Source organism: Intrasporangium calvum DSM 43043 (genome assembly GCF_000184685.1).
GTDB lineage: Bacteria > Actinomycetota > Actinomycetes > Actinomycetales > Dermatophilaceae > Intrasporangium > Intrasporangium calvum.
In genome coordinates this window covers 370,025-388,195 of sequence record NC_014830.1, presented here as the reverse complement: position 1 = coordinate 388,195, position 18,171 = coordinate 370,025, and the positions used below count along the sequence as shown (strand labels likewise).

The following is an 18,171-nucleotide window of genomic DNA, read 5'->3' as shown; positions in this document are numbered from 1 at the left end:
GCACCACTCAGGCAGACCCCCACCCGCCACCAGGCGACCGATGAATGGAGAAGAAATGAAGTTCAGCACCCGCATAGCGGCGGTCGCCACGACGGCAGCCGCTGCACTCGCCCTGTCCGCGTGCGGCGGAGCAGCGACCGACACCAGCCCCGGCGACGGCGGCTCGGGCGACACCGCCCCGATCAAGATCGGCATCATCGCCGACCGCACCGGCGCCACCGGCGACGTCGGCACGCCGTACAACGACGGCATGCTCGGCTACATCGACTGGATCAACGCCAAGGGCGGGATCAAGGGCCACCAGATCGACGCCGACTCCAACGACTACGCCTACCTCGTGCCCCGGGCCGAGGAGCTCTACAAGAAGTACGTCAACGACGGCGCCGTCGCCATCCAGGGCTGGGGCACCGGTGACTCCGAGGCCCTGCGCACCAAGGTCGCCGCCGACAAGCTGCCGTTCATGTCGGCCTCCTACGCGGAGCCGCTGACCGACCCGAAGCAGTCCGCCTACAACTTCGTCGTCGCCCCGACCTACTCGGACCAGATGCGCGTCGCGCTCAACTGGATCGCCAAGGACGCCGGCGGCAAGGCCGAGGTCGCGGTCTTCCACAACGACAGCCCGTTCGGCCTCGCGCCGGTCGCCGACGGCCAGAAGTGGGTCACCGAGAAGGGCCTCAACCTTGGCTACAAGGCCTACCCGATGCCCAAGACCCCCAACCAGGTCGGCCTGCTCACCCAGGCGAAGAGCCAGGGCGCGAAGTACATCGTCATCCAGAACGTCTCGTCGCCGGCGGCCCAGGTCGCCAAGGACATCAAGGCCCAGGGCCTCGACATGAAGATCGTCTGCCTCAACTGGTGCTCTGACGAGCTGTTCATCAAGACGGCCGGCGCGGACAACGCCGAGGGCCACGTCATGGTCCAGCCGTTCGCCCCGCCGACCGCCGAGAAGCCCGGCCACAAGGTCATCGACGACTACCTCAAGAGCAAGGGCTCCTCGCTCGCCGACAAGGGTCTGCACTACGCGCAGGGCTGGTACACGATGGACGTCATGGCCAAGGGCATCGAGAAGGCCCTCGACGCTGGTGGCGAGCTGACCGGCGAGTCGATCAAGAAGGCCCTCGAGTCCGTCTCGGTCGACACCGGCGGCGTCGTCGGAGCCGGCACGGTCTCCTTCACGGCGGACTCGCACCGCGGGTCCACCGGCACCGGCATCTACGAGGTCAAGGCGGGCCAGATGGTCGAGCTCGCAGCGAACCAGACGCCGGAGTCATGACCTCGACCCCTGTGAGCGGGACGGTGGCCGGCGCGGTAGCGCCCGGGCCGGCCACCACCGACCTGCTCACCATCAACAACGTCGAGGTCATCTACGACGACGTCATCCTCGTGCTCCGCGGGCTCTCGCTCGCGGTGCCCGAGGGCAAGATCGTCGCGCTGCTCGGCTCGAACGGCGCCGGCAAGTCGACGACCCTCAAGGCGATCTCCGGGCTGCTCCCGACCGAGCACGGCGAGGTCACCGACGGGTCGATCCTCTTCGGCGGCAAGAACGTCACCCACCTCGACGCCGCCGAGCGGGTCCGCCTGGGCCTCTCCCTCTGCATGGAGGGCAGGCACATCTTCGAGCACCTCACGGTCGAGGAGAACCTCATCTCCGGCGCCTACTTCCGCGGGCGCATCGACATCCAGAGCGACCTCGCCGAGGTGTATGCGCTCCTGCCGAAGCTCAGCGACATGCGGGCCCGGGTCGCGGGCTATCTCTCCGGCGGTGAGCAGCAGATGCTCGCCATCGGTCGCGCCCTGATGGCCAAGCCCAAGCTGCTCATGCTCGACGAGCCGTCGCTCGGCCTCGCCCCCCTGCTCGTCAAGGAGATCTTCGCCTTCATCAAGCGGGTCAACGAGGAGATGGGCCTGACCGTCCTCGTCATCGAGCAGAACGCCCGGCGCGCCCTCGAGGTCGCCGACCACGGCTACATCATGGAGCAGGGCCGGATCGTCCTCGAGGGCACCGCCCAGGAGCTGCAGGAGAACCCGGACGTCAAGGAGTTCTACCTCGGCCTCGGCGAGTCCGGCGGGCGGAAGAGCTTCCGCGACGTCAAGCACTACAAGCGCCGCAAGCGCTGGCTCTGAGAGGGGCTCCCGTGTCGGTCGATGGTTCCCACACGCTCACCGAGGCAGTCGAGGCGTATGCCGCTGAGCTGGCTCCCGCTGTCGGCGACGTCGTGCGCCGGGCTGCGTCTGTCGTGCCGGCCTTCGCCGAGCGCGTCCTGCAGGCAGGTCTGACGGTCGACGACCTGGCCGCGGGCGACCTCACCGCCCTGCCGATCCTCACCAAGGACGACGTCCTCGCCCAGCAGCAGGCAGACCCGCCGTTCGGTGGTCTGCTCGCTCCCGGTGCTGGCGTGCGGCGGATCTTCCAGTCACCGGGGCCGATCTACGAGCCCGAGCTCGACGAGACCGACCCGTGGCGGTGGGCGTCGGCCCTGGCTGCCGCCGGGATCGGTTCCGGCGATGTCGTCCTCAACTGTTTCGGCTACCACCTGTCCCCCGCGGGCGCGATGTTCGAGGAGGGCTGCCGTGCGGTTGGGGCCGTGGTGGTGCCCGGTGGCATCGGCAACCAGGACCTGCAGGCCAGGGCCATCGCCGACCTTGGTGTCACGGCCTATGTCGGCTTGCCCAGCTATCTCAAGGCGCTGATCGACCGGTTCGACGAGCTCGGCCTGCCCGTCGACCGGTGGCGCCTCCGGAAGGCGCTCGTCACGGCGGAGCCGCTTCCGGACTCGCTGCGAGCGCTGCTCCAGGAACGGGTGCCCACGGTGCTGATGTCCTACGGGACCGCCGAGGTCGGGCTGATCGGATACGAGACCGCACCGGGCAGTGGCCTGCTGCCGGGGCCGGGCCTGCACGTCGAGGTGTGCGATCTCGCCACCGGGGCTCCGGTCTCAGACGGCGAGGGCCAGGTCGTCGTCACCCTCCAGCGGCTCGACTACCCGCTCATCCGCTTCGGCACCGGTGACCTTTCCGCGTGGATGACAGGGGCCGATGGCTCGGCGCGGCTGGCCGGGGTGCTCGGTCGAGTCGGTGAGGCGGTCAAGGTCAAGGGGATGTTCCTTCACCCGAGGCAGGCCGCCTCCGTGATGAGCGGAGTGGGTGGCGTCGCGGCGTGGCGCTTCGTCATCGACCGGGTCAACCACAAGGACGAGCTGGCCTGCGAGGTCGTCCTCGACGACCCAGTCAACGCTGGTGAGTCAGGCGGGGACGCCGAGCGGGTCCTCGAGCAGGTCCGGTCGTCGGTGCGGTCGGGGCTGCGCTTCGCGGCCAACGTCCGGCGGGTCGAGGCGCTGCCCGAAGGCGACTTCGGCCGCATCGTCGACGCCCGCACCTGGGATTGATCGAAAGAGCAGTTCGCGACACCAGATCGAAAGAGCAGTTCGCGACACCAGATCGAAAGAGCAGTTCGCGACACTCAGCCGTGAAGGAGGTTCCGGCGGCCTCAGCCCTCCGCTGGGACGCGTCGCGAACTGCTCTTTCGATCGTCGCGAACTGCTCTTTCGATCGTTGGGTTACTCGCTGGTGGGGTTGAAGCCGGCTCGGCGCGCGGCCTCCTCGTTGAAGAACCACACGTCGGGCTCGCGGTCCTCATAACCGGACGCGCCGGGAGCGAGGAAGGTGTTGGAGTCACGGTAGCCCTTGACCGCATGGCCGAGGGGCTGCGCACGGTCGTCGAGCGGTGCGGCCGAGCCGATCCCGAAGCCACCGTCCCGCACCTCGTCGAAGTTCGAGATCCGGCGCTCCTGCGGCGGGGCCGCGGGCGTCTCGTCCTGGTCAAGCAACCCGGAGTCGTCGAGGGGCGGCACCTCGGAGCCGGCAGGCTCGGCGGCCGGCTCGACGTCGAGGCGCTCATCACGTCCGAACGGCGGCTGGGACCGCTCCGCCACCGCCTCCGCCTCCGCCTCCAACTCCGACTCGGACGACTCGGACGACTCGGAAGTTGCCTCGTCGCCCTCGTCGGTCCCCGCGGCGTCGTCCAGAAGGGGAGCATCGCCGGAGTGCTCGATGGGTCCTGGGTTCCGGGCTGCGTGCGCCTCGGCGCCGTCCTCCCCCGCGGCGTCCGGCTCCTGCTCGTCGTTCCATCGGACCTCGGCCCGAGATGCCTGCTCCTGCTCCTCACCATGGCCCGCGGGGGCCGCCGGCTCCTGGGCCGCCCCGCTCGTCGCGGCCGAGGTCGAGCCCGCGCCGCCCGGCGTGGTGAGATCCGTCGACCACGGCTGTCCCCGGTGGTCACCGGGGTCGTCGCTCGGGGTCCCGCCGCCCACGACCACGTCGTCCCGGTCGTCCAGCGCCGGCACGTCCACGTGGTCGACCGTCATCGGATCAGCCGCCAGCTGCTCCTCGAACGCAGCCGACCCGGCATCCTGGGGTGACCCGCCGTGCGACGTCACCGCCTCGTCGTCCGACGGTCCGTTGATCCAGTCTGCGGCGTCCGTCTCTGCCGCCGCGGAGGCATCGATCTCCTCCTGGTCCACGTCCTCGACCGGACCGTTGACCCAGTCGGCGTCCTCGTTCGTCATCGCCTCGTCCTCTCGCGCGTCGGTCGTGCTCGCAGGACCGGTACCCGCGGCAGCACCTGGCGCAACAGCCCCGGCTTCGTCGACCTCGACGGCCGGCGCGCCCTCCGACGTGTAGGGCGGGGCGCCGCCGGATGTCTGCTCGGGGCCGTTGATCCAGTCCTCAGCTGCGGTCTCCTCCGCGGCCGAGGCGGCCAGCTCGTCGTCGTCGATGTCCTCGACGGGGCTGTTGACCCAGTCAGGATCCGCCGTCTCCGGCGCACGTTCGTCTGCCGCCAGCTGGACCGCGGCGTCTGCCACGTGCTCGGCTCGGGACTCCGAGTCATCTCGTCCCGCAAAGGGGTTCTCTGCGTCCGCGAGATCGGGCTCGTCCTCCTCCTCGGTGAAGGGCCGGGGACCGCCAGGACGGTCGGTGGGGGCCGCTGCTGCTCCGGCGGACCCCAGCGCCACGCCCGCAGCCACCGACCCGGGTGCGCCGCCGGGCCGGCCGAAGGCCCCCCGCTCCTCCGCCCGCTGCCCGTCGCCCTCCAGCCGATGGCCGGACCGGTCCACCCGGTAGCCCTCGTCATCCGTGCGCACGTCGGGATCGAGGCGGTCGGCCTCTCGCACCAATGTCTCGCGCTCGTGTCGGGCCGCCTCCGCCGCCGCGCGCTCGTGCTCGGCCTGGCGCTCGAGGCGCGCCGCCTCCGCGGCCTTCGCCTCGGCCTCGGCCCGGGCGTCATCCGCGATCGCGCCGACCACGGAGGCGCGATCCTCCACGACCTGGACCCGGGACCGTTGCTCCTCCGCTCGGGCCCGCAGCGCGGCCGCATCGGCGCGTTGCCGTGCTTCGAGCTTTCGGCGTCTCGATGACGAGACCAGCAACCAGATGACCAGTGCAACGACGACCAGCGCAAGGACGATCCACAGGATCGTCTGCATGTTGTCCGGCATGCCAACCCCTTCAGGTGACGGTTTGAGTCGAGCCTCCTCCGGAGAACCTACTGCGCAGAGGAGCGCCGGCGCAGGAGCCGACCCTCGCTCTTTGGGCGAGAGTCGGCTCCAGACCTGCGTGCAGCGATCGGGTCGCGCCCCCGATCGCTGCACCCACCCACCTCGGCTCAGCGTTCCTGACCGGCGGGCGTGGTGGCAGGGCCGTTCGCTGGCCCGCCAGCGGCGCCGTTTGCCGGGCCTTTTGCGGGACCGTCTCCGGGATGCTGCCGGCCGCGCCGGGCTGTGTAGAGGGCCGCGACGACGAGCAGGCCACCGACGACGAGCAGACTCACGGCCGCCGCCACCACGCTGGGGAACCATTCGTAGATGAGGTTCGGCAGGGCGAACAGCAGTCCGAGCGAGCCGATCCCGAGGATGATCAGGTCGCGGTGGTAGAGGGCGACGCCGACCAGTCCGGCTGAGGCCAGCACGGCCCAGATCGGACCTGACCCGCCGACGACGTACATCTGGCTGCCCAAGAACACGATGCCCGCCCCGACGACCAGTGCAGCGCGCGGCGGTCTGATCACCGCGGCCCAGCCCAACGCGAGCCAGACGACACCCACCACCAGCACGCCCGCGATCGCTGCATCGAACGACTCGACGAGAAGCATGACCAGCAGGCCGGCCGTCACGGCGGTACCGGCGGCGGCCACGGCCAGCTGCAGCCCGGTGGGACGCCAGGTCCAGAGCGCGAGCGCGTAGACCGTGGCGAGCAGGAACATCAGTACGGGGACGTGGTCGTCGTCGAGGTCGACGACGTCATAGAAGAGGATCGCGGCCGCGCCCGTCCCGGCGGCCACACTGAGGGCCCAGAGGACGGAGCGCAACCGAGTCCCGACTGCGTCGAGTCCCCGTGGCACGAGGCCGCCGGCGACGACGAAGGCCACTGCCACGAGGACCACGACGCCCAGACGCACGAGCGGGTCGACGTCGGGCCAGTACTGGGAGCCGATGAGGATCGCGCCGACGAGCAGGATGATGCCGCCGAGGTAGCCGAGCGCTTCCGTGACGAGCGAAGGGCCCCGCCTGGTGGGCGACTGCCAGGCCCCTTCACCGGGGACGGGCCCCGTCCCGTCCTCGCCGAGGTGTCGCAGCCGCTCTGCCTGCTCCCCCGTGATGACCCCCTCGGCGACTCCGCGGGTCAGTACGATCTCGAGTCCGACGGCCATCGAAGGCCTCCTCCGCTGCGGGTCCTACCCGCTCGTCCGACGCCAGGAGCGGCGTTGTCTCGCACCGTACTGCTGGTGGCGAGCAGTCCACCTGAGCTTCGCTACTCAGGTCGTCGCCCGACTCCCGCGGCTCAGACGAGCCCGAGCCGTTTGGCGGTCAGCTCGCGCATCTCGACCTTGCGGATCTTGCCGGTGACCGTCATCGGGAACTCGTCCACCACCTCGACGTAGCGGGGGATCTTGTAGTGCGCGAGCTGCCCGGTGCAGAACTCCCGCAACGCCTCCGCCGTCAGCGGCTCGGCGCCCTCCCTCATCCGGACCCAGGCACAGAGCTCTTCGCCGTACTTGGAGTCGGGAACGCCGATGACCTGTGCGTCGAGGATGTCGGGGTGCGTGTAGAGGAACTCCTCGATCTCGCGGGGGTACACGTTCTCGCCGCCGCGGATGACCATGTCCTTGATCCGGCCGGTGATCTCCACGTAGCCGTCGTCGTGCATGACACCGAGGTCGCCGGTGTGCATCCAGCCGTCCTCGATCGCCTCGGCCGTCTTGTCGGGCTGCTCCCAGTAGCCGAGCATCACCGAGTAGCCCTTGGTCAGGAACTCCCCGGCCTGCCCGCGTCTCACGGTCTCCCCGGTGCCCGGGTCGACGATCTTGATCTCGAGGTGCGGGTGGACCCGGCCGACGGTGCCGGTCTTCTGCTCGAAGGTGTCGTCGGTGCGGTTCTGGGTGGAGACCGGTGACGTCTCGGTCATGCCGTAGCAGATCGTCATCTCCTCGATTCCCGAGGCGATGAGCTGCTTCATCAGCGGGGCGGGACAGGGCGACCCGGCCATGATGCCGGTGCGCACGGACGAGATGTCGTAGTCGGCGAAGCTCGGCAGGCTCCACTCGGCGATGAACATCGTCGGGACGCCGTAGAGGCTCGTGCACTGCTCGTCCTGGACCGCCTTCAGCGTGGCCGTGGGGTCGAAGCCGGGCGCCGGGATGACCATGCAGGCGCCGTGCGTCGTGCAGGCGAGGTTGCCCATGACCATGCCGAAGCAGTGGTAGAAGGGCACCGGGATGCAGACCCGGTCGGCCTCGGTGTAGCGGCACAGCTCGCCGACGAAGAAGCCGTTGTTGAGGATGTTGCGGTGGCTCAGGGTGGCGCCCTTGGGGAACCCGGTCGTGCCGGACGTGTACTGGATGTTGATCGGGTCGCTGGGCTTCAGCGCAGCCTGTATGCCGCTGAGCTCGGTCGCACTCACCCGGTCGGCTTCCGCGAGGGTGGAGTCCCAGTCGTCCGTGCCGATGTAGATGACCCGTTCGAGGGAGGCCACGTCGTGTCGCACCTCGTCGATCATCTCGCGGTAGTTGCTCGACTTGAACGACTCGGCCGCGACGAGGGTGGAGATCCCGGCCTGGCCGAGGACGTAGTGCAGCTCGTGGGCCCGGTAGGCGGGGTTGATGTTGACGAGGATCGCGCCCATCTTCGCGGTCGCGTACTGGACGAGGGTCCACTCCGAGCAGTTGGGCGCCCAGATGCCGACCCGGTCACCCGTCTTGACCCCGATGGCCAGGAGAGCGCGAGCGAGCCGGTCCACGTCAGCCAGCAGAGCGGCATACGTCCAGCGTCTGCCCTGGCTGACGTCGACGAGGGCCTCGCGGTCGGGGAAGCGGGCCGCAGTGGCGTCGAGGTTGTCCCCGATCGTCTGCTCGAGCAGCGGGATGTCGGTCTCCCCGCGGGTGTGCGACAGCGTCGGGTCGAGGACGTCGGTCATGGTCTCTCCGGATCGTGCGACGGCGGACGGGTCCAGCCCGACTTCACCACACAGGGTGCCGTTGCACAACGGCGAACGGGGAGTCTGGAGAGATCTTCGAGAAAGGTCACAGAAACCGTGTCACGATCCAGCGCCTCGTCCGTCTTCAAGGCAGAGCGCTCGTCCCAGTACCCCCCGAGCTGGGACGAGCGCCTCCTTGGTCGGCCTCCCCCTCCGCACGCGTGTCGTGGAGGGCCGTGGGTGGAGGGGGCGGCTCACGAGACCGATGACCAGCAGGAGCCTGGCCGCGCTCCTTCGCGCCCTACGCGGACGCGTTCGGGTTGGTGGTGGCGGGCGGTCCGGACAGGAGCTCCGTGGAGTCGCCCGGCTGCTGCTGCAGCCAGGCGAGGTACTCCGGCCCTTCCAGCCCCCACCAGCCGGGCCACCCATCGGCCGACCCGCAACCGTCGAGCGAGGTGATGAAGTCGACGAGCAGCTCTGGCAGCGTGGTCCCCCTTCGGAAAGCTGGTGATGGTTCCAGTTCGCGACCCAGCTCCAGCGTGCCAGCGCCATCGCGCGCTCGCCAGCCCAGCGGCATACGGCTCGATTGGTCGTATGCCGCTGGGCTGAGCAGGTGCCCCCGCGCGGACCGGGTTGCGGGGTTCTCACGCCGACCCTGGGTGGCATCTACAGGTCGCGGCGCACCTCATCCAAGGACGCACGGATCGCCTCGAGGCTCTGCTGGACAGACTTGATGGCAGCGGCGATCGCGTCGACCCGCTGATCGAGCCCCACCGACGCTTCGGCGGGATGCGGCTCGGTGACGGCAGGTCGTGGGCCGGGGGTGGCCGCCACGTCGAAGGTGACGAGGTCGGCACGGTGCCAGGTCTGGAAGACCTCGAGGAGACGGCCCTCACGGTCCACGCTCTGGCCCTCGAGGAGAAGCAGCGGGTCGCCCTCCGCGATGCCGAGCTGTCGTGCGACCTGGGGCGTTGCGGCTACCGCTCGCACCTGCCGCCGGCCGCCGGTCACCGGGCGCTGCAGCGCCGTGGCGAAACGCTCGTGGACCGATGCGTTCTCCAGGCTCGTGGATGGGATCGCGGCAGCGAACTCCGCGGGCATCCAGGTGCGGATCACCGCATAGGGCTCACCGTTGGTGGCTCTGCGGCGAAGAACCCGGAGAGCCGACCTTCCTGCAAGTACAGGTACGGAGTCGGGGGCCTCCAGAACTGCATACTCAAGGACCTCCGTCGTGATCGACGCCTCGCCGCCCAGGTACGGGTCAACGTCGGTCTTGCCGAGCCGCTCATAACGAGCTTGGTTTCCGCTGAGGGAGCGTCGTTCCGCCCACTGTGGGGCCCCTAGGGCGCGGCCTGTCGGCCGCTCGGCCGAAATGGTACCGCGGTGGTACCATGTGGGCATGGCGATGAACCTGCGGCTGACCGATGCCGAATCGGAAGCCCTGCGCGCAAAGGCGGAGCAAGAGGGTCGCTCGATGCAGGAGGTGGCGCGCAGCGCGATCGCTCAATACGTCTCGGACCGTCCGCAGCGCTTGGCTGCCGCGATCCAGCGCGTGCGCACCGAGGATCACGATCTGCTCGAGCGACTGAGCCAGTGAGCAATGAGGACCTCGACTACCTCTCGCTCGAGGATCTATTGGAGATCGCCACCGGCGTGATGGACGAGGTGGTGGTCCGAGACGTGGGCCTGCTGGCCGCAGCCGCCGCACGCCCGCGGGTGACCGTCTTCGGCGACGACGCATACCCCACTTTCGAAGACAAGGCCGCAGCGCTGCTGCACTCCTTGGTGCGCAACCACGCCCTGGTCGACGGGAACAAGCGCTTGGCATGGTCCGCGACTCGTGTCTTCTGCCTACTCAACGGGCGGGACCTGACGTACGACGTCGACGACGCCGAGGGCCTGATGGTCGACGCCGCAGCAGGGCAGCTCGACGTGCCCCAGATCGCTAGCTGGCTGGGAGCGCACATGGAAGCTACGTCATAGAGCCGCCAGTCGACCAGGCTGATGTCCTCTGGGCCGGACCCATCCATGGCCTGGAAGTGACCGCGTACGTCGCCGCAGTCTGACCGCCCCGAAGGCAGGACATGCGCCAGGCGGCGCTGTGTTGTACAAAAGCGCGGTTTCAGCGCTAACATGGACAAATGAGTGAGATGACCGTCAGCGATGCCCGAGCCCGGCTGGCCGATGTGGTGGACGCTGCTCGCGTCCAGCACGACCCGGTCTACCTGACTCGGCGCGGGCAGCGGGTCGCCGCCGTGATCGATGCCGACGACCTGGACCGGCTGATCGCCGCAGCCGAGGACCTGGCCGACATTGAGGCCGCACGAGCGGCGCGCGCGGAGATCGCTGACGGGGAAGCAGCGATCCCGTGGGAGCAGGTCAAAGCCGACCTCGGCCTGGCATGACCTACCGAATCGACGTCGCGCCCGCCGCGCTGCGGCAGTTGCGCAAGCTCGACCCAGCCGCCAGACGCCGGGTGCAGGCGGCGATCGAGTTGCTGGCCGAGCAGCCGCGACCCTCGGCGGCCAAGAAGCTGACAGGCGGTGAAGGCGAATGGCGGGTCCGCACCGGTGACCACCGGATCATCTACGAGATCCACGACCAAGTCCTCCTCCTGTTCGTCGTGGCGATCGGGCACCGGCGAGACATCTACAGCCGCCGCTGACAGATCTGGCGGGGTGTAACCAGCTGTGTCACACCGCCGGTCCGGGCTACGCGGATTGCGCTGGCGAGCTGGTCAACAACACAGACGGCGTCCAACGTCTCGACGCGCCACATGCTGCCTGACGAGTCCGGCTGTTCCTGCACAGCAGGTAGACCAAAGCGGGAAAGTCCTCTAGCAGCCCAGAGTGGGGAAGGTGGCAGCGCGGCTCGGGGTCCGTGCCGAGACCCTCGCCGGATGGCGTGGGGGTGGGTGACGCCCGGGGGACCTACGCCCCTACCGATCCGCCCCGCGGTCTTCCTAGCGATCCTTGGGGCCGCAAACTCTGACGCCAGTCTTGAGTTCTACGCGGCGGTTCCGAGCCGCGCGGTGTCGATGTAGCCGCGGACGTGTCGGTCGATGGTTCGCAGGGCTTGGCGCAGTTCGAGCGGGGCGGGTCGGGTGTTGGCGGCGATCAGCGGGCGCAGGAGCCGGTCGTGGACCTTGGTGTAGAAGATCGCCACGCGTTGCCCGTCGGGGGTCAGGTCGTAGGTGTTGGCTCCGGGTCGGCGTCCGATGAGGCCGTTTGAGCGGAGTCGGGCGAGGTCGTAGCTCATCTGGTTGACGGTGTAGGGAACGCCGAGCAGATGGCTCACCTGGGCGCGCAGGCTCCGGTTGGTGAATCCGAGGGCGTTCAATCCGACACACAGGGCGCCGAGCAGGGCCATGACCCGAGGATCTCCGAACCGTAGCGCGGGCGACCTCCGGCCATCCTCGGTGAGGGTGGACTGTGCGACCCGCTCAAAGGCTGGGCTCGCAAGGACACAGCCCTGCCCGACACGTTCAGTATCGAGCAGGCGAGCGTTGACGTCACGGGCCTTGGACTGCAGCTCGTGAAGATGGATCAGGCGGCGGTGGCACTGCAGGTCGTCGGGGCAATTGATGACAGTCTCGATCCGCAGCGCGCGACCGTCTTTGAGGTACTGCTTGAGCCGGGAGTGCTTGAAGAACGCGTTGACGGTCACGTCTGTGTCGCGGGTGACGACTTTGGTCTTGGGCTGGCAGCCGATCTTGAACGGGCGACCGCGCTTGGGTGGGCCGGTGAAGATCAGCTCCACCGACTCGGGCCGGCCGATGTCGAGGTTGTCCACGACGAGGGCCTCGAAGAAGGCGCGGGCCTGGCGGGGGGCGTCGAACACGATGGTGCGGGAGACCTCGACCTGGCGCATCGACAGCTCCCACCAGTACCCGGCGCTTCGGTCGTGGTCGGTCAGCGGCAGCGGCAGCACGCTCATCCAGCGGTCGAAGAAGGCCCCGATGACCTCCGGTCCGAGCCGGTCACAGATCGCCTGCAACGCGGCGGGGTCATCGCAGGTAGCGAACCCGTTGGACAGCTCGGTGAACCCGATCCCCGCGAGGGTGGCTTGCCGTTTGGCCCACTCGTGCCCATTGAGCCAGACCTTGACCGGGTACGGGAAGTACGCGCAGACCTTGATGAAACCCGGCCCGAAATCGGCGTCCCACAGGTAGAAGTAGAAGCAGGTGACACGCCGGTCGGCCTTGTGGAACGAGAACCAGGGCATCCCATTGCGTCCCTGCCGCTCACTCGAGGCGTACACATTCTGGTACTCCTGCGCGACCCCGATCGCGGCCACCCCCGACGCGCCCGTCTTGGCCTGCGCGTTCAGGTAGCGGCGCATCACCTCGACCTTCCGAACCCCCTTGGCGAACTTGACCACCGGGACACCCCGCGTGTCAGCGAACTTCCTGACCGAGCGGCGAAACGCGGTGCCGATCTTCTCCATGATCGCCGGCGACGGGAGCGGCAGTCCCAAATGCGTGGTCATGAACGAGACCACCTGACCGGGCACCTGCAGGTTCGGCACGTAGCCGTTAAGGTAGATCCGGTCCAAGCACTGCACATCCAGTGCCACGTGCCCATCGAGCAGATCATTGACCGTCACCGTCGCGCCCATCACCCCAGCGTGATCCCGCCCGACACGACAAACCAGCCCCGCACCTCGGCGGTCAGAGGCGAAGCCTCGTTAGGAGCGTGGGTCAGTAACACGCCAGCCGGGGTACTGGGTCGCGGCGCTGGTTCTGGAGAGAATTCGGTGTGCCCGATGATGACGACGCGCAGGCCTTGTTCGAGCTGAGCGAGCAGGTGACGGCGCCGGCGCCGACCGGTTCGGTGGCCGGGGTGAGGAAGACGTTCCGGGCGTTCGCACCGGACCAAGACCTGTTGCTGCCGCCGTCGTTGGATGAGTGGCTCCCGGCCGATCATCTGGCCCGGTTCATCGCCGATCTCGTCGATGAGCATCTGGACCTGTCGAGGATCCACGCGTCGTACACGAAGGCCAAGGGTGGCCCGCCGTACGACCCGCGCCTGATGGTGCGGATCTTGTTGTACGGCTACACCACCGGGGTGCGGTCCTCCCGCCAGTTGGAGGCGGCCTGTGTGGACGTCGTCGCGTTCCGGTGGCTGGCCGCCGGGGCGGGCCCGGACTTCCGCTCGATCGGCCGGTTCCGCAAGCGGCACCTGGCCGCGTTGGGGCACCTGTTCGTGCAGGCGTTGGCGTTGTGCCAGGCCGCCGGCATGGTCAAGCTGGGCCGGGTCGCCCTCGACGGGACGAAGCTGCGCGCGAACGCCTCACGCCGCAAGGCGATGAGCTACGCCCGGATGAGTGAGAAGGAGAAGATCCTCGCCCAGGAGGTGTCCGACCTGCTCGCGCAGGCCGAGGAGACCGACCAGGCGGAGGACGCGAAGTTCGGCAAGGACCGCCGCGGGGACGAGCTCCCTGAGGAGCTGCGCCGCCGCGAGTCGCGGCTGGCCAGGATCCGGGAAGCCAAGGCGGCCTTGGAGGCCGAGGCGCGGGAGCGGGCCGAGGCCGCGGCGCGGGAGAAGGCCGCCGCCCGGGGCGAGGGCGCGGAGTCGAGCGCGCAGCGGGTGGCCGACGCGGTCGCGGCGGCGGTCCCGAAACCGAAGGCGCAGCGGAACTTCACCGACCCCGAGTCGCGGATCATGAAGACCGCGGACGGGTCGTTCCACCAGTGCTTCAACGCCCAAGCCGTCGTCGATGACACGCACCAGGTGATCGTCGCGGCCGAGGTGAGCGACTGCGCCGCGGACGTGGCCAACCTGATCCCGATGACCGAGCAGGTCACCGCCAACACCGGAGCCGCGCCGCGGGAGATGGTCGCCGACGCCGGCTACTGCTCGGCCGACAACCTGGCGCAGGCTGCCGCGGTGACCGCGGCGACCGGGACCGAGTTCTTCATCGCGACCGGCCGCAGCAAGCACGACGCGCCGATCCCGACCTCACCCCGCGGGCGGATCCCGACCGCGGCCAGCCCGCGGGAACGGATGGCCCGGAAGCTGACCACGAAGAAGGGGCGGGCCGCGTACGCGCGGCGCAAGGTCATCGTGGAACCGGTGTTCGGTCAGATGGCCACCCTGCAGAACGGGAAGCAGCTGCTGTTACGCGGGCTGGACGGCGCCCGGGGTGAGTGGCTGCTGCTCGCGGCATGCCACAACCTGCGCAAACTCCACCGGCACGTCGGGACCGGCGGCCTGGCCGGGCTCGCGACCACCTGACTGGCCCGCCACGGCTGGCGAATCGCCTGTCACGGAACCTGATTCGGCGCCTGATGCCATTCCAGTCCTTCACCGCGCCGGAACCCGACCCACATTCATGAATCTCCACAGCACGACGGGCACCGAGCCCGAGCGCCTCACACTGCCCGCCGCGGACCCCACTGGCGTGTTACTGACCCACGCTCCTAACGAGGCTTCGCCTCTGACCGCCGAGGTGCGGGGCTGGTTTGTCGTGTCGGGCGGGATCACGCTGGGGTGATGGGCGCGACGGTGACGGTCAATGATCTGCTCGATGGGCACGTGGCACTGGATGTGCAGTGCTTGGACCGGATCTACCTTAACGGCTACGTGCCGAACCTGCAGGTGCCCGGTCAGGTGGTCTCGTTCATGACCACGCATTTGGGACTGCCGCTCCCGTCGCCGGCGATCATGGAGAAGATCGGCACCGCGTTTCGCCGCTCGGTCAGGAAGTTCGCTGACACGCGGGGTGTCCCGGTGGTCAAGTTCGCCAAGGGGGTTCGGAAGGTCGAGGTGATGCGCCGCTACCTGAACGCGCAGGCCAAGACGGGCGCGTCGGGGGTGGCCGCGATCGGGGTCGCGCAGGAGTACCAGAATGTGTACGCCTCGAGTGAGCGGCAGGGACGCAATGGGATGCCCTGGTTCTCGTTCCACAAGGCCGACCGGCGTGTCACCTGCTTCTACTTCTACCTGTGGGACGCCGATTTCGGGCCGGGTTTCATCAAGGTCTGCGCGTACTTCCCGTACCCGGTCAAGGTCTGGCTCAATGGGCACGAGTGGGCCAAACGGCAAGCCACCCTCGCGGGGATCGGGTTCACCGAGCTGTCCAACGGGTTCGCTACCTGCGATGACCCCGCCGCGTTGCAGGCGATCTGTGACCGGCTCGGACCGGAGGTCATCGGGGCCTTCTTCGACCGCTGGATGAGCGTGCTGCCGCTGCCGCTGACCGACCACGACCGAAGCGCCGGGTACTGGTGGGAGCTGTCGATGCGCCAGGTCGAGGTCTCCCGCACCATCGTGTTCGACGCCCCCCGCCAGGCCCGCGCCTTCTTCGAGGCCCTCGTCGTGGACAACCTCGACATCGGCCGGCCCGAGTCGGTGGAGCTGATCTTCACCGGCCCACCCAAGCGCGGTCGCCCGTTCAAGATCGGCTGCCAGCCCAAGACCAAAGTCGTCACCCGCGACACAGACGTGACCGTCAACGCGTTCTTCAAGCACTCCCGGCTCAAGCAGTACCTCAAAGACGGTCGCGCGCTGCGGATCGAGACTGTCATCAATTGCCCCGACGACCTGCAGTGCCACCGCCGCCTGATCCATCTTCACGAGCTGCAGTCCAAGGCCCGTGACGTCAACGCTCGCCTGCTCGATACTGAACGTGTCGGGCAGGGCTGTGTCCTTGCGAGCCCAGCCTTTGAGCGGGTCGCACAGTCCACCCTCACCGAGGATGGCCGGAGGTCGCCCGCGCTACGGTTCGGAGATCCTCGGGTCATGGCCCTGCTCGGCGCCCTGTGTGTCGGATTGAACGCCCTCGGATTCACCAACCGGAGCCTGCGCGCCCAGGTGAGCCATCTGCTCGGCGTTCCCTACACCGTCAACCAGATGAGCTACGACCTCGCCCGACTCCGCTCAAACGGCCTCATCGGACGCCGACCCGGAGCCAACACCTACGACCTGACCCCCGACGGGCAACGCGTGGCGATCTTCTACACCAAGGTCCACGACCGGCTCCTGCGCCCGCTGATCGCCGCCAACACCCGACCCGCCCCGCTCGAACTGCGCCAAGCCCTGCGAACCATCGACCGACACGTCCGCGGCTACATCGACACCGCGCGGCTCGGAACCGCCGCGTAGAACTCAAGACTGGCGTCAGAGTTTGCGGCCCCAAGGATCGCTAGCCTCGAGACATGGATGAGGGGCCTGTCATGAAGAAGGATGCCTACGGCCGCCTGGCCCGGTTGCAGGACGCGGCCCTCGAGCCGCTCAACGCGCCGCTGCGCGAAATCGCGGTTCGAGTGAGCGGGGTGGGTGGGGGCTCACGGGTGCTCGACGTCGGCTGCGGGACGGGGACCCAGCTGGAGCGGTACCTCGCCGCAGGCTGCGACGTTTCGGGGATCGACACCTCGCCCGCGATGCTGGCGCGGGCCCGCGAGAGGCTCGGCTCCGCGGCTGACCTTCGGCTCGCTGACGCCCAGCGGATTCCTTTCGAGGACGCGATGTTCGACGTCGTCACGGCCACGCTGGTGCTGCACGAGCTGAGACCGCTGGAGTGTGAGGCCGTTGGGAAGGAAATGGCACGCGTGCTCACCGACTCGGGACGGTTGGTCGTGATCGACTTCTCCCCCGGGCCGCTTCGTGGACTCAAGGGCTGGGGACTGCGAGGGTTCTCCGTGTTGGCCGAGCTGACTGCGCGGCACCTGCAACGTTCGCGGACGTTCCTCGCCGCAGGTGGGGTGCCCCGGTTGGCCGAGTTGCTCGGCATGGAACTTCAACACACGAAGTTTGTGGGCGGCGGCAACATGGCCGTGTACGTCCTGACCCGCCGCGGGACTGGCTGAGCCGACCTCTCCAATCTCAAGGCGGCTCGCACGCCGGAGTGGCTGCTTTGCGGGAGGCGCTCGCCGTCCTTTTCCAGCCCAAGCTCGTTAGGCGTCACGCCCGTTGCTGATGGTCCGCGGCGGCCAGCCGCCGCCCGGCCCCTAGTTGATGTCGGTGAGGCTGCGGTGGCGGGCGTCCTTCGTGGAGAGGACGAGGGCCAGAGAGGAGATCAGAGTCCCGACCCAGACGACTCCGAGGAGCCCGACGCCCCCCTTGGTCGGCGAGGACCAGTCCCGCGGCGATTGATGGGGCGAACCCGGCGCCGAGCACGGAGACCAACTGGAAGGTGAGAGAGGCACCGGTGAAGCGGACCCGGGTGGGGAAGAGCTCGGCCATGAAAGTCCGAGGCACGGTCCAGCGGCTGGGCAAGCGCCTCGGCCTCGTCACCGGCTCGCCCAAGACGGCTCGGAGCCGTCTCACGCTGCCAATCCCCCGCGTGCTCGTCGCGACACTCAAGGCCCACCGCACAGCACAAGCGGCGGCGCGCGAGGAGGCAGGGTCACGCTGGCAGGACCGCGGCATCGTCTTCGCCACCAGACGCGGGACGGTCATCGAGCCCCGCAACCTCAACCGGCTCCTCGATCAGTCCATCGAGCGCGCCGGCGTCCGGCGCATCCGCTTCCACGACCTGAGGCACACGTGCGCGTCCCTGCTGCTCGCCCAAGGAGTCTTGCCCCGGGTCGTGATGGAGCTGCTGGGCCACACGCAGCTGAGCATGACGACTGACCTCTACGGGCACGTCATGCCGTCGTCGCTGCGCTCGGCCGCGGACGCCCTCGACGGGGTGTTCGGACCGTGATCTGGCGTGCTCGTGCGGCCCGGTTGCTGTCAGCGTTGCTGTCAATGGCCCCCC

General features: G+C 68.8%; 16 protein-coding genes and 1 pseudogene. 11 read left to right on the top strand and 6 right to left on the bottom strand.

The genetic code is table 11. From position 1 onward, the window contains the following. Positions 1-55: 55 nt before the first annotated feature. Genes INTCA_RS01845 through INTCA_RS01835 form a run of 3 tightly spaced genes read left to right on the top strand, consistent with a single transcriptional unit; the run spans position 56 to position 3,386 of the window. Positions 56-1,273, top strand: a complete 1,218-nt coding sequence (locus INTCA_RS01845; RefSeq protein WP_013491230.1) for an ABC transporter substrate-binding protein — start codon at positions 56-58, stop codon at positions 1,271-1,273. Beyond that, positions 1,270-2,124 (top strand): ABC transporter ATP-binding protein, encoded by an 855-nt coding sequence (locus INTCA_RS01840; protein ID WP_013491229.1) that lies wholly within the window; start codon positions 1,270-1,272, stop codon positions 2,122-2,124. Before INTCA_RS01845 ends, INTCA_RS01840 begins: the two co-directional genes overlap by 4 nt. Positions 2,125-2,135: 11 nt before the next feature. Beyond that, the gene (locus INTCA_RS01835) at positions 2,136-3,386 is read left to right on the top strand and encodes a phenylacetate--CoA ligase family protein (protein WP_013491228.1); all 1,251 of its coding nucleotides are present in this window, start codon (positions 2,136-2,138) and stop codon (positions 3,384-3,386) included. A gap of 171 nt (positions 3,387-3,557) precedes the next feature. Here the strand turns inward: INTCA_RS01835 and INTCA_RS18485 are convergent, their stop codons facing one another. The 5 genes and pseudogenes from INTCA_RS18485 to INTCA_RS18910 all read right to left on the bottom strand — a co-directional run bounded on the left by INTCA_RS18485 (position 3,558) and on the right by INTCA_RS18910 (position 9,870). Next, positions 3,558-5,495, bottom strand: coding sequence for a sunset domain-containing protein (locus tag INTCA_RS18485; protein ID WP_013491227.1), 1,938 nt, complete (start codon positions 5,493-5,495; stop codon positions 3,558-3,560). Between the two features lie 167 nt (positions 5,496-5,662). Further along, positions 5,663-6,706: a DUF2157 domain-containing protein gene (locus INTCA_RS01825; protein WP_013491226.1), complete on the bottom strand. Its 1,044-nt coding sequence runs from the start codon at positions 6,704-6,706 to the stop codon at positions 5,663-5,665. 131 nt (positions 6,707-6,837) lie between these two features. Beyond that, positions 6,838-8,469, bottom strand: coding sequence for an AMP-binding protein (locus INTCA_RS01820; protein WP_013491225.1), 1,632 nt, complete (start codon positions 8,467-8,469; stop codon positions 6,838-6,840). Between the two features lie 337 nt (positions 8,470-8,806). Then, positions 8,807-8,953: pseudogene (locus tag INTCA_RS19370) on the bottom strand (dihydrofolate reductase family protein); the annotation flags it as partial. A 182-nt stretch (positions 8,954-9,135) separates the two neighbouring features. Then, positions 9,136-9,870 (bottom strand): GntR family transcriptional regulator, encoded by a 735-nt coding sequence (locus INTCA_RS18910; protein WP_013491224.1) that lies wholly within the window; start codon positions 9,868-9,870, stop codon positions 9,136-9,138. Here INTCA_RS18910 and INTCA_RS01805 point away from each other — a divergent pair. The 4 genes from INTCA_RS01805 to INTCA_RS01790 all read left to right on the top strand — a co-directional run bounded on the left by INTCA_RS01805 (position 9,869) and on the right by INTCA_RS01790 (position 11,134). Next, positions 9,869-10,066: a ribbon-helix-helix protein, CopG family gene (locus INTCA_RS01805; protein ID WP_013491223.1), complete on the top strand. Its 198-nt coding sequence runs from the start codon at positions 9,869-9,871 to the stop codon at positions 10,064-10,066. The two genes, INTCA_RS18910 and INTCA_RS01805, sit on opposite strands and share 2 nt — an antisense overlap. Beyond that, positions 10,063-10,452, top strand: coding sequence for a type II toxin-antitoxin system death-on-curing family toxin (locus INTCA_RS01800; protein ID WP_013491222.1), 390 nt, complete (start codon positions 10,063-10,065; stop codon positions 10,450-10,452). The genes INTCA_RS01805 and INTCA_RS01800 overlap by 4 nt, the downstream gene beginning before the upstream one ends. 158 nt (positions 10,453-10,610) lie before the next feature. Beyond that, positions 10,611-10,874 carry a type II toxin-antitoxin system Phd/YefM family antitoxin gene (locus tag INTCA_RS01795; protein ID WP_041307144.1) on the top strand — a complete coding sequence of 88 codons (264 nt, stop codon included), beginning with the start codon at positions 10,611-10,613 and terminating at the stop codon, positions 10,872-10,874. Then, a complete protein-coding gene (locus INTCA_RS01790; protein WP_013491220.1) occupies positions 10,871-11,134 on the top strand; it encodes a type II toxin-antitoxin system RelE family toxin in 264 nt (87 codons plus the stop codon). The genes INTCA_RS01795 and INTCA_RS01790 overlap by 4 nt, the downstream gene beginning before the upstream one ends. A 341-nt stretch (positions 11,135-11,475) precedes the next feature. On the opposite strand, the gene INTCA_RS01785 is transcribed toward INTCA_RS01790, so the two are convergent. Beyond that, positions 11,476-13,086, bottom strand: coding sequence for a hypothetical protein (locus tag INTCA_RS01785; protein WP_013491217.1), 1,611 nt, complete (start codon positions 13,084-13,086; stop codon positions 11,476-11,478). A gap of 224 nt (positions 13,087-13,310) precedes the next feature. Here INTCA_RS01785 and INTCA_RS01780 point away from each other — a divergent pair, with 224 nt between their 5' ends. The 4 genes from INTCA_RS01780 (at position 13,311) to INTCA_RS01765 (ending at position 18,117) form a co-directional block, all read left to right on the top strand. Next, the gene (locus tag INTCA_RS01780) at positions 13,311-14,705 is read left to right on the top strand and encodes an IS1182 family transposase (RefSeq protein ID WP_148236706.1); all 1,395 of its coding nucleotides are present in this window, start codon (positions 13,311-13,313) and stop codon (positions 14,703-14,705) included. Positions 14,706-14,963: 258 nt separating this feature from the next. Continuing rightward, positions 14,964-16,574: a hypothetical protein gene (locus tag INTCA_RS01775; RefSeq protein WP_013491217.1), complete on the top strand. Its 1,611-nt coding sequence runs from the start codon at positions 14,964-14,966 to the stop codon at positions 16,572-16,574. Between the two features lie 53 nt (positions 16,575-16,627). Beyond that, the gene (locus INTCA_RS18480) at positions 16,628-17,278 is read left to right on the top strand and encodes a class I SAM-dependent methyltransferase (RefSeq protein ID WP_052337944.1); all 651 of its coding nucleotides are present in this window, start codon (positions 16,628-16,630) and stop codon (positions 17,276-17,278) included. Between the two features lie 374 nt (positions 17,279-17,652). Further along, entirely contained in the window at positions 17,653-18,117 is a 465-nt protein-coding gene (locus tag INTCA_RS01765) for a site-specific integrase (protein WP_041308191.1), read from the top strand. The last annotated feature ends 54 nt before the right edge of the window (positions 18,118-18,171 follow it).

Bases quoted from the DNA above. Each gene is read 5' to 3' on its own strand.
- INTCA_RS01845 (WP_013491230.1), top strand. From the start codon at position 56: ATGAAGTTCAGCACCCGCATAGCGGCGGTCGCCACGACGGCAGCCGCT.
- INTCA_RS01840 (WP_013491229.1), top strand. From the start codon at position 1,270: ATGACCTCGACCCCTGTGAGCGGGACGGTGGCCGGCGCGGTAGCGCCC.
- INTCA_RS18485 (WP_013491227.1), bottom strand. From the start codon at position 5,495: ATGCCGGACAACATGCAGACGATCCTGTGGATCGTCCTTGCGCTGGTC.
- INTCA_RS01825 (WP_013491226.1), bottom strand. From the start codon at position 6,706: ATGGCCGTCGGACTCGAGATCGTACTGACCCGCGGAGTCGCCGAGGGG.
- INTCA_RS01820 (WP_013491225.1), bottom strand. From the start codon at position 8,469: ATGACCGACGTCCTCGACCCGACGCTGTCGCACACCCGCGGGGAGACC.
- INTCA_RS01805 (WP_013491223.1), top strand. From the start codon at position 9,869: ATGGCGATGAACCTGCGGCTGACCGATGCCGAATCGGAAGCCCTGCGC.
- INTCA_RS18910 (WP_013491224.1), bottom strand. From the start codon at position 9,870: ATGCCCACATGGTACCACCGCGGTACCATTTCGGCCGAGCGGCCGACA.
- INTCA_RS01795 (WP_041307144.1), top strand. From the start codon at position 10,611: ATGAGTGAGATGACCGTCAGCGATGCCCGAGCCCGGCTGGCCGATGTG.
- INTCA_RS01790 (WP_013491220.1), top strand. From the start codon at position 10,871: ATGACCTACCGAATCGACGTCGCGCCCGCCGCGCTGCGGCAGTTGCGC.
- INTCA_RS01785 (WP_013491217.1), bottom strand. From the start codon at position 13,086: ATGGGCGCGACGGTGACGGTCAATGATCTGCTCGATGGGCACGTGGCA.
- INTCA_RS01775 (WP_013491217.1), top strand. From the start codon at position 14,964: ATGGGCGCGACGGTGACGGTCAATGATCTGCTCGATGGGCACGTGGCA.
- INTCA_RS18480 (WP_052337944.1), top strand. From the start codon at position 16,628: ATGGATGAGGGGCCTGTCATGAAGAAGGATGCCTACGGCCGCCTGGCC.
- INTCA_RS01765 (WP_041308191.1), top strand. From the start codon at position 17,653: ATGAAAGTCCGAGGCACGGTCCAGCGGCTGGGCAAGCGCCTCGGCCTC.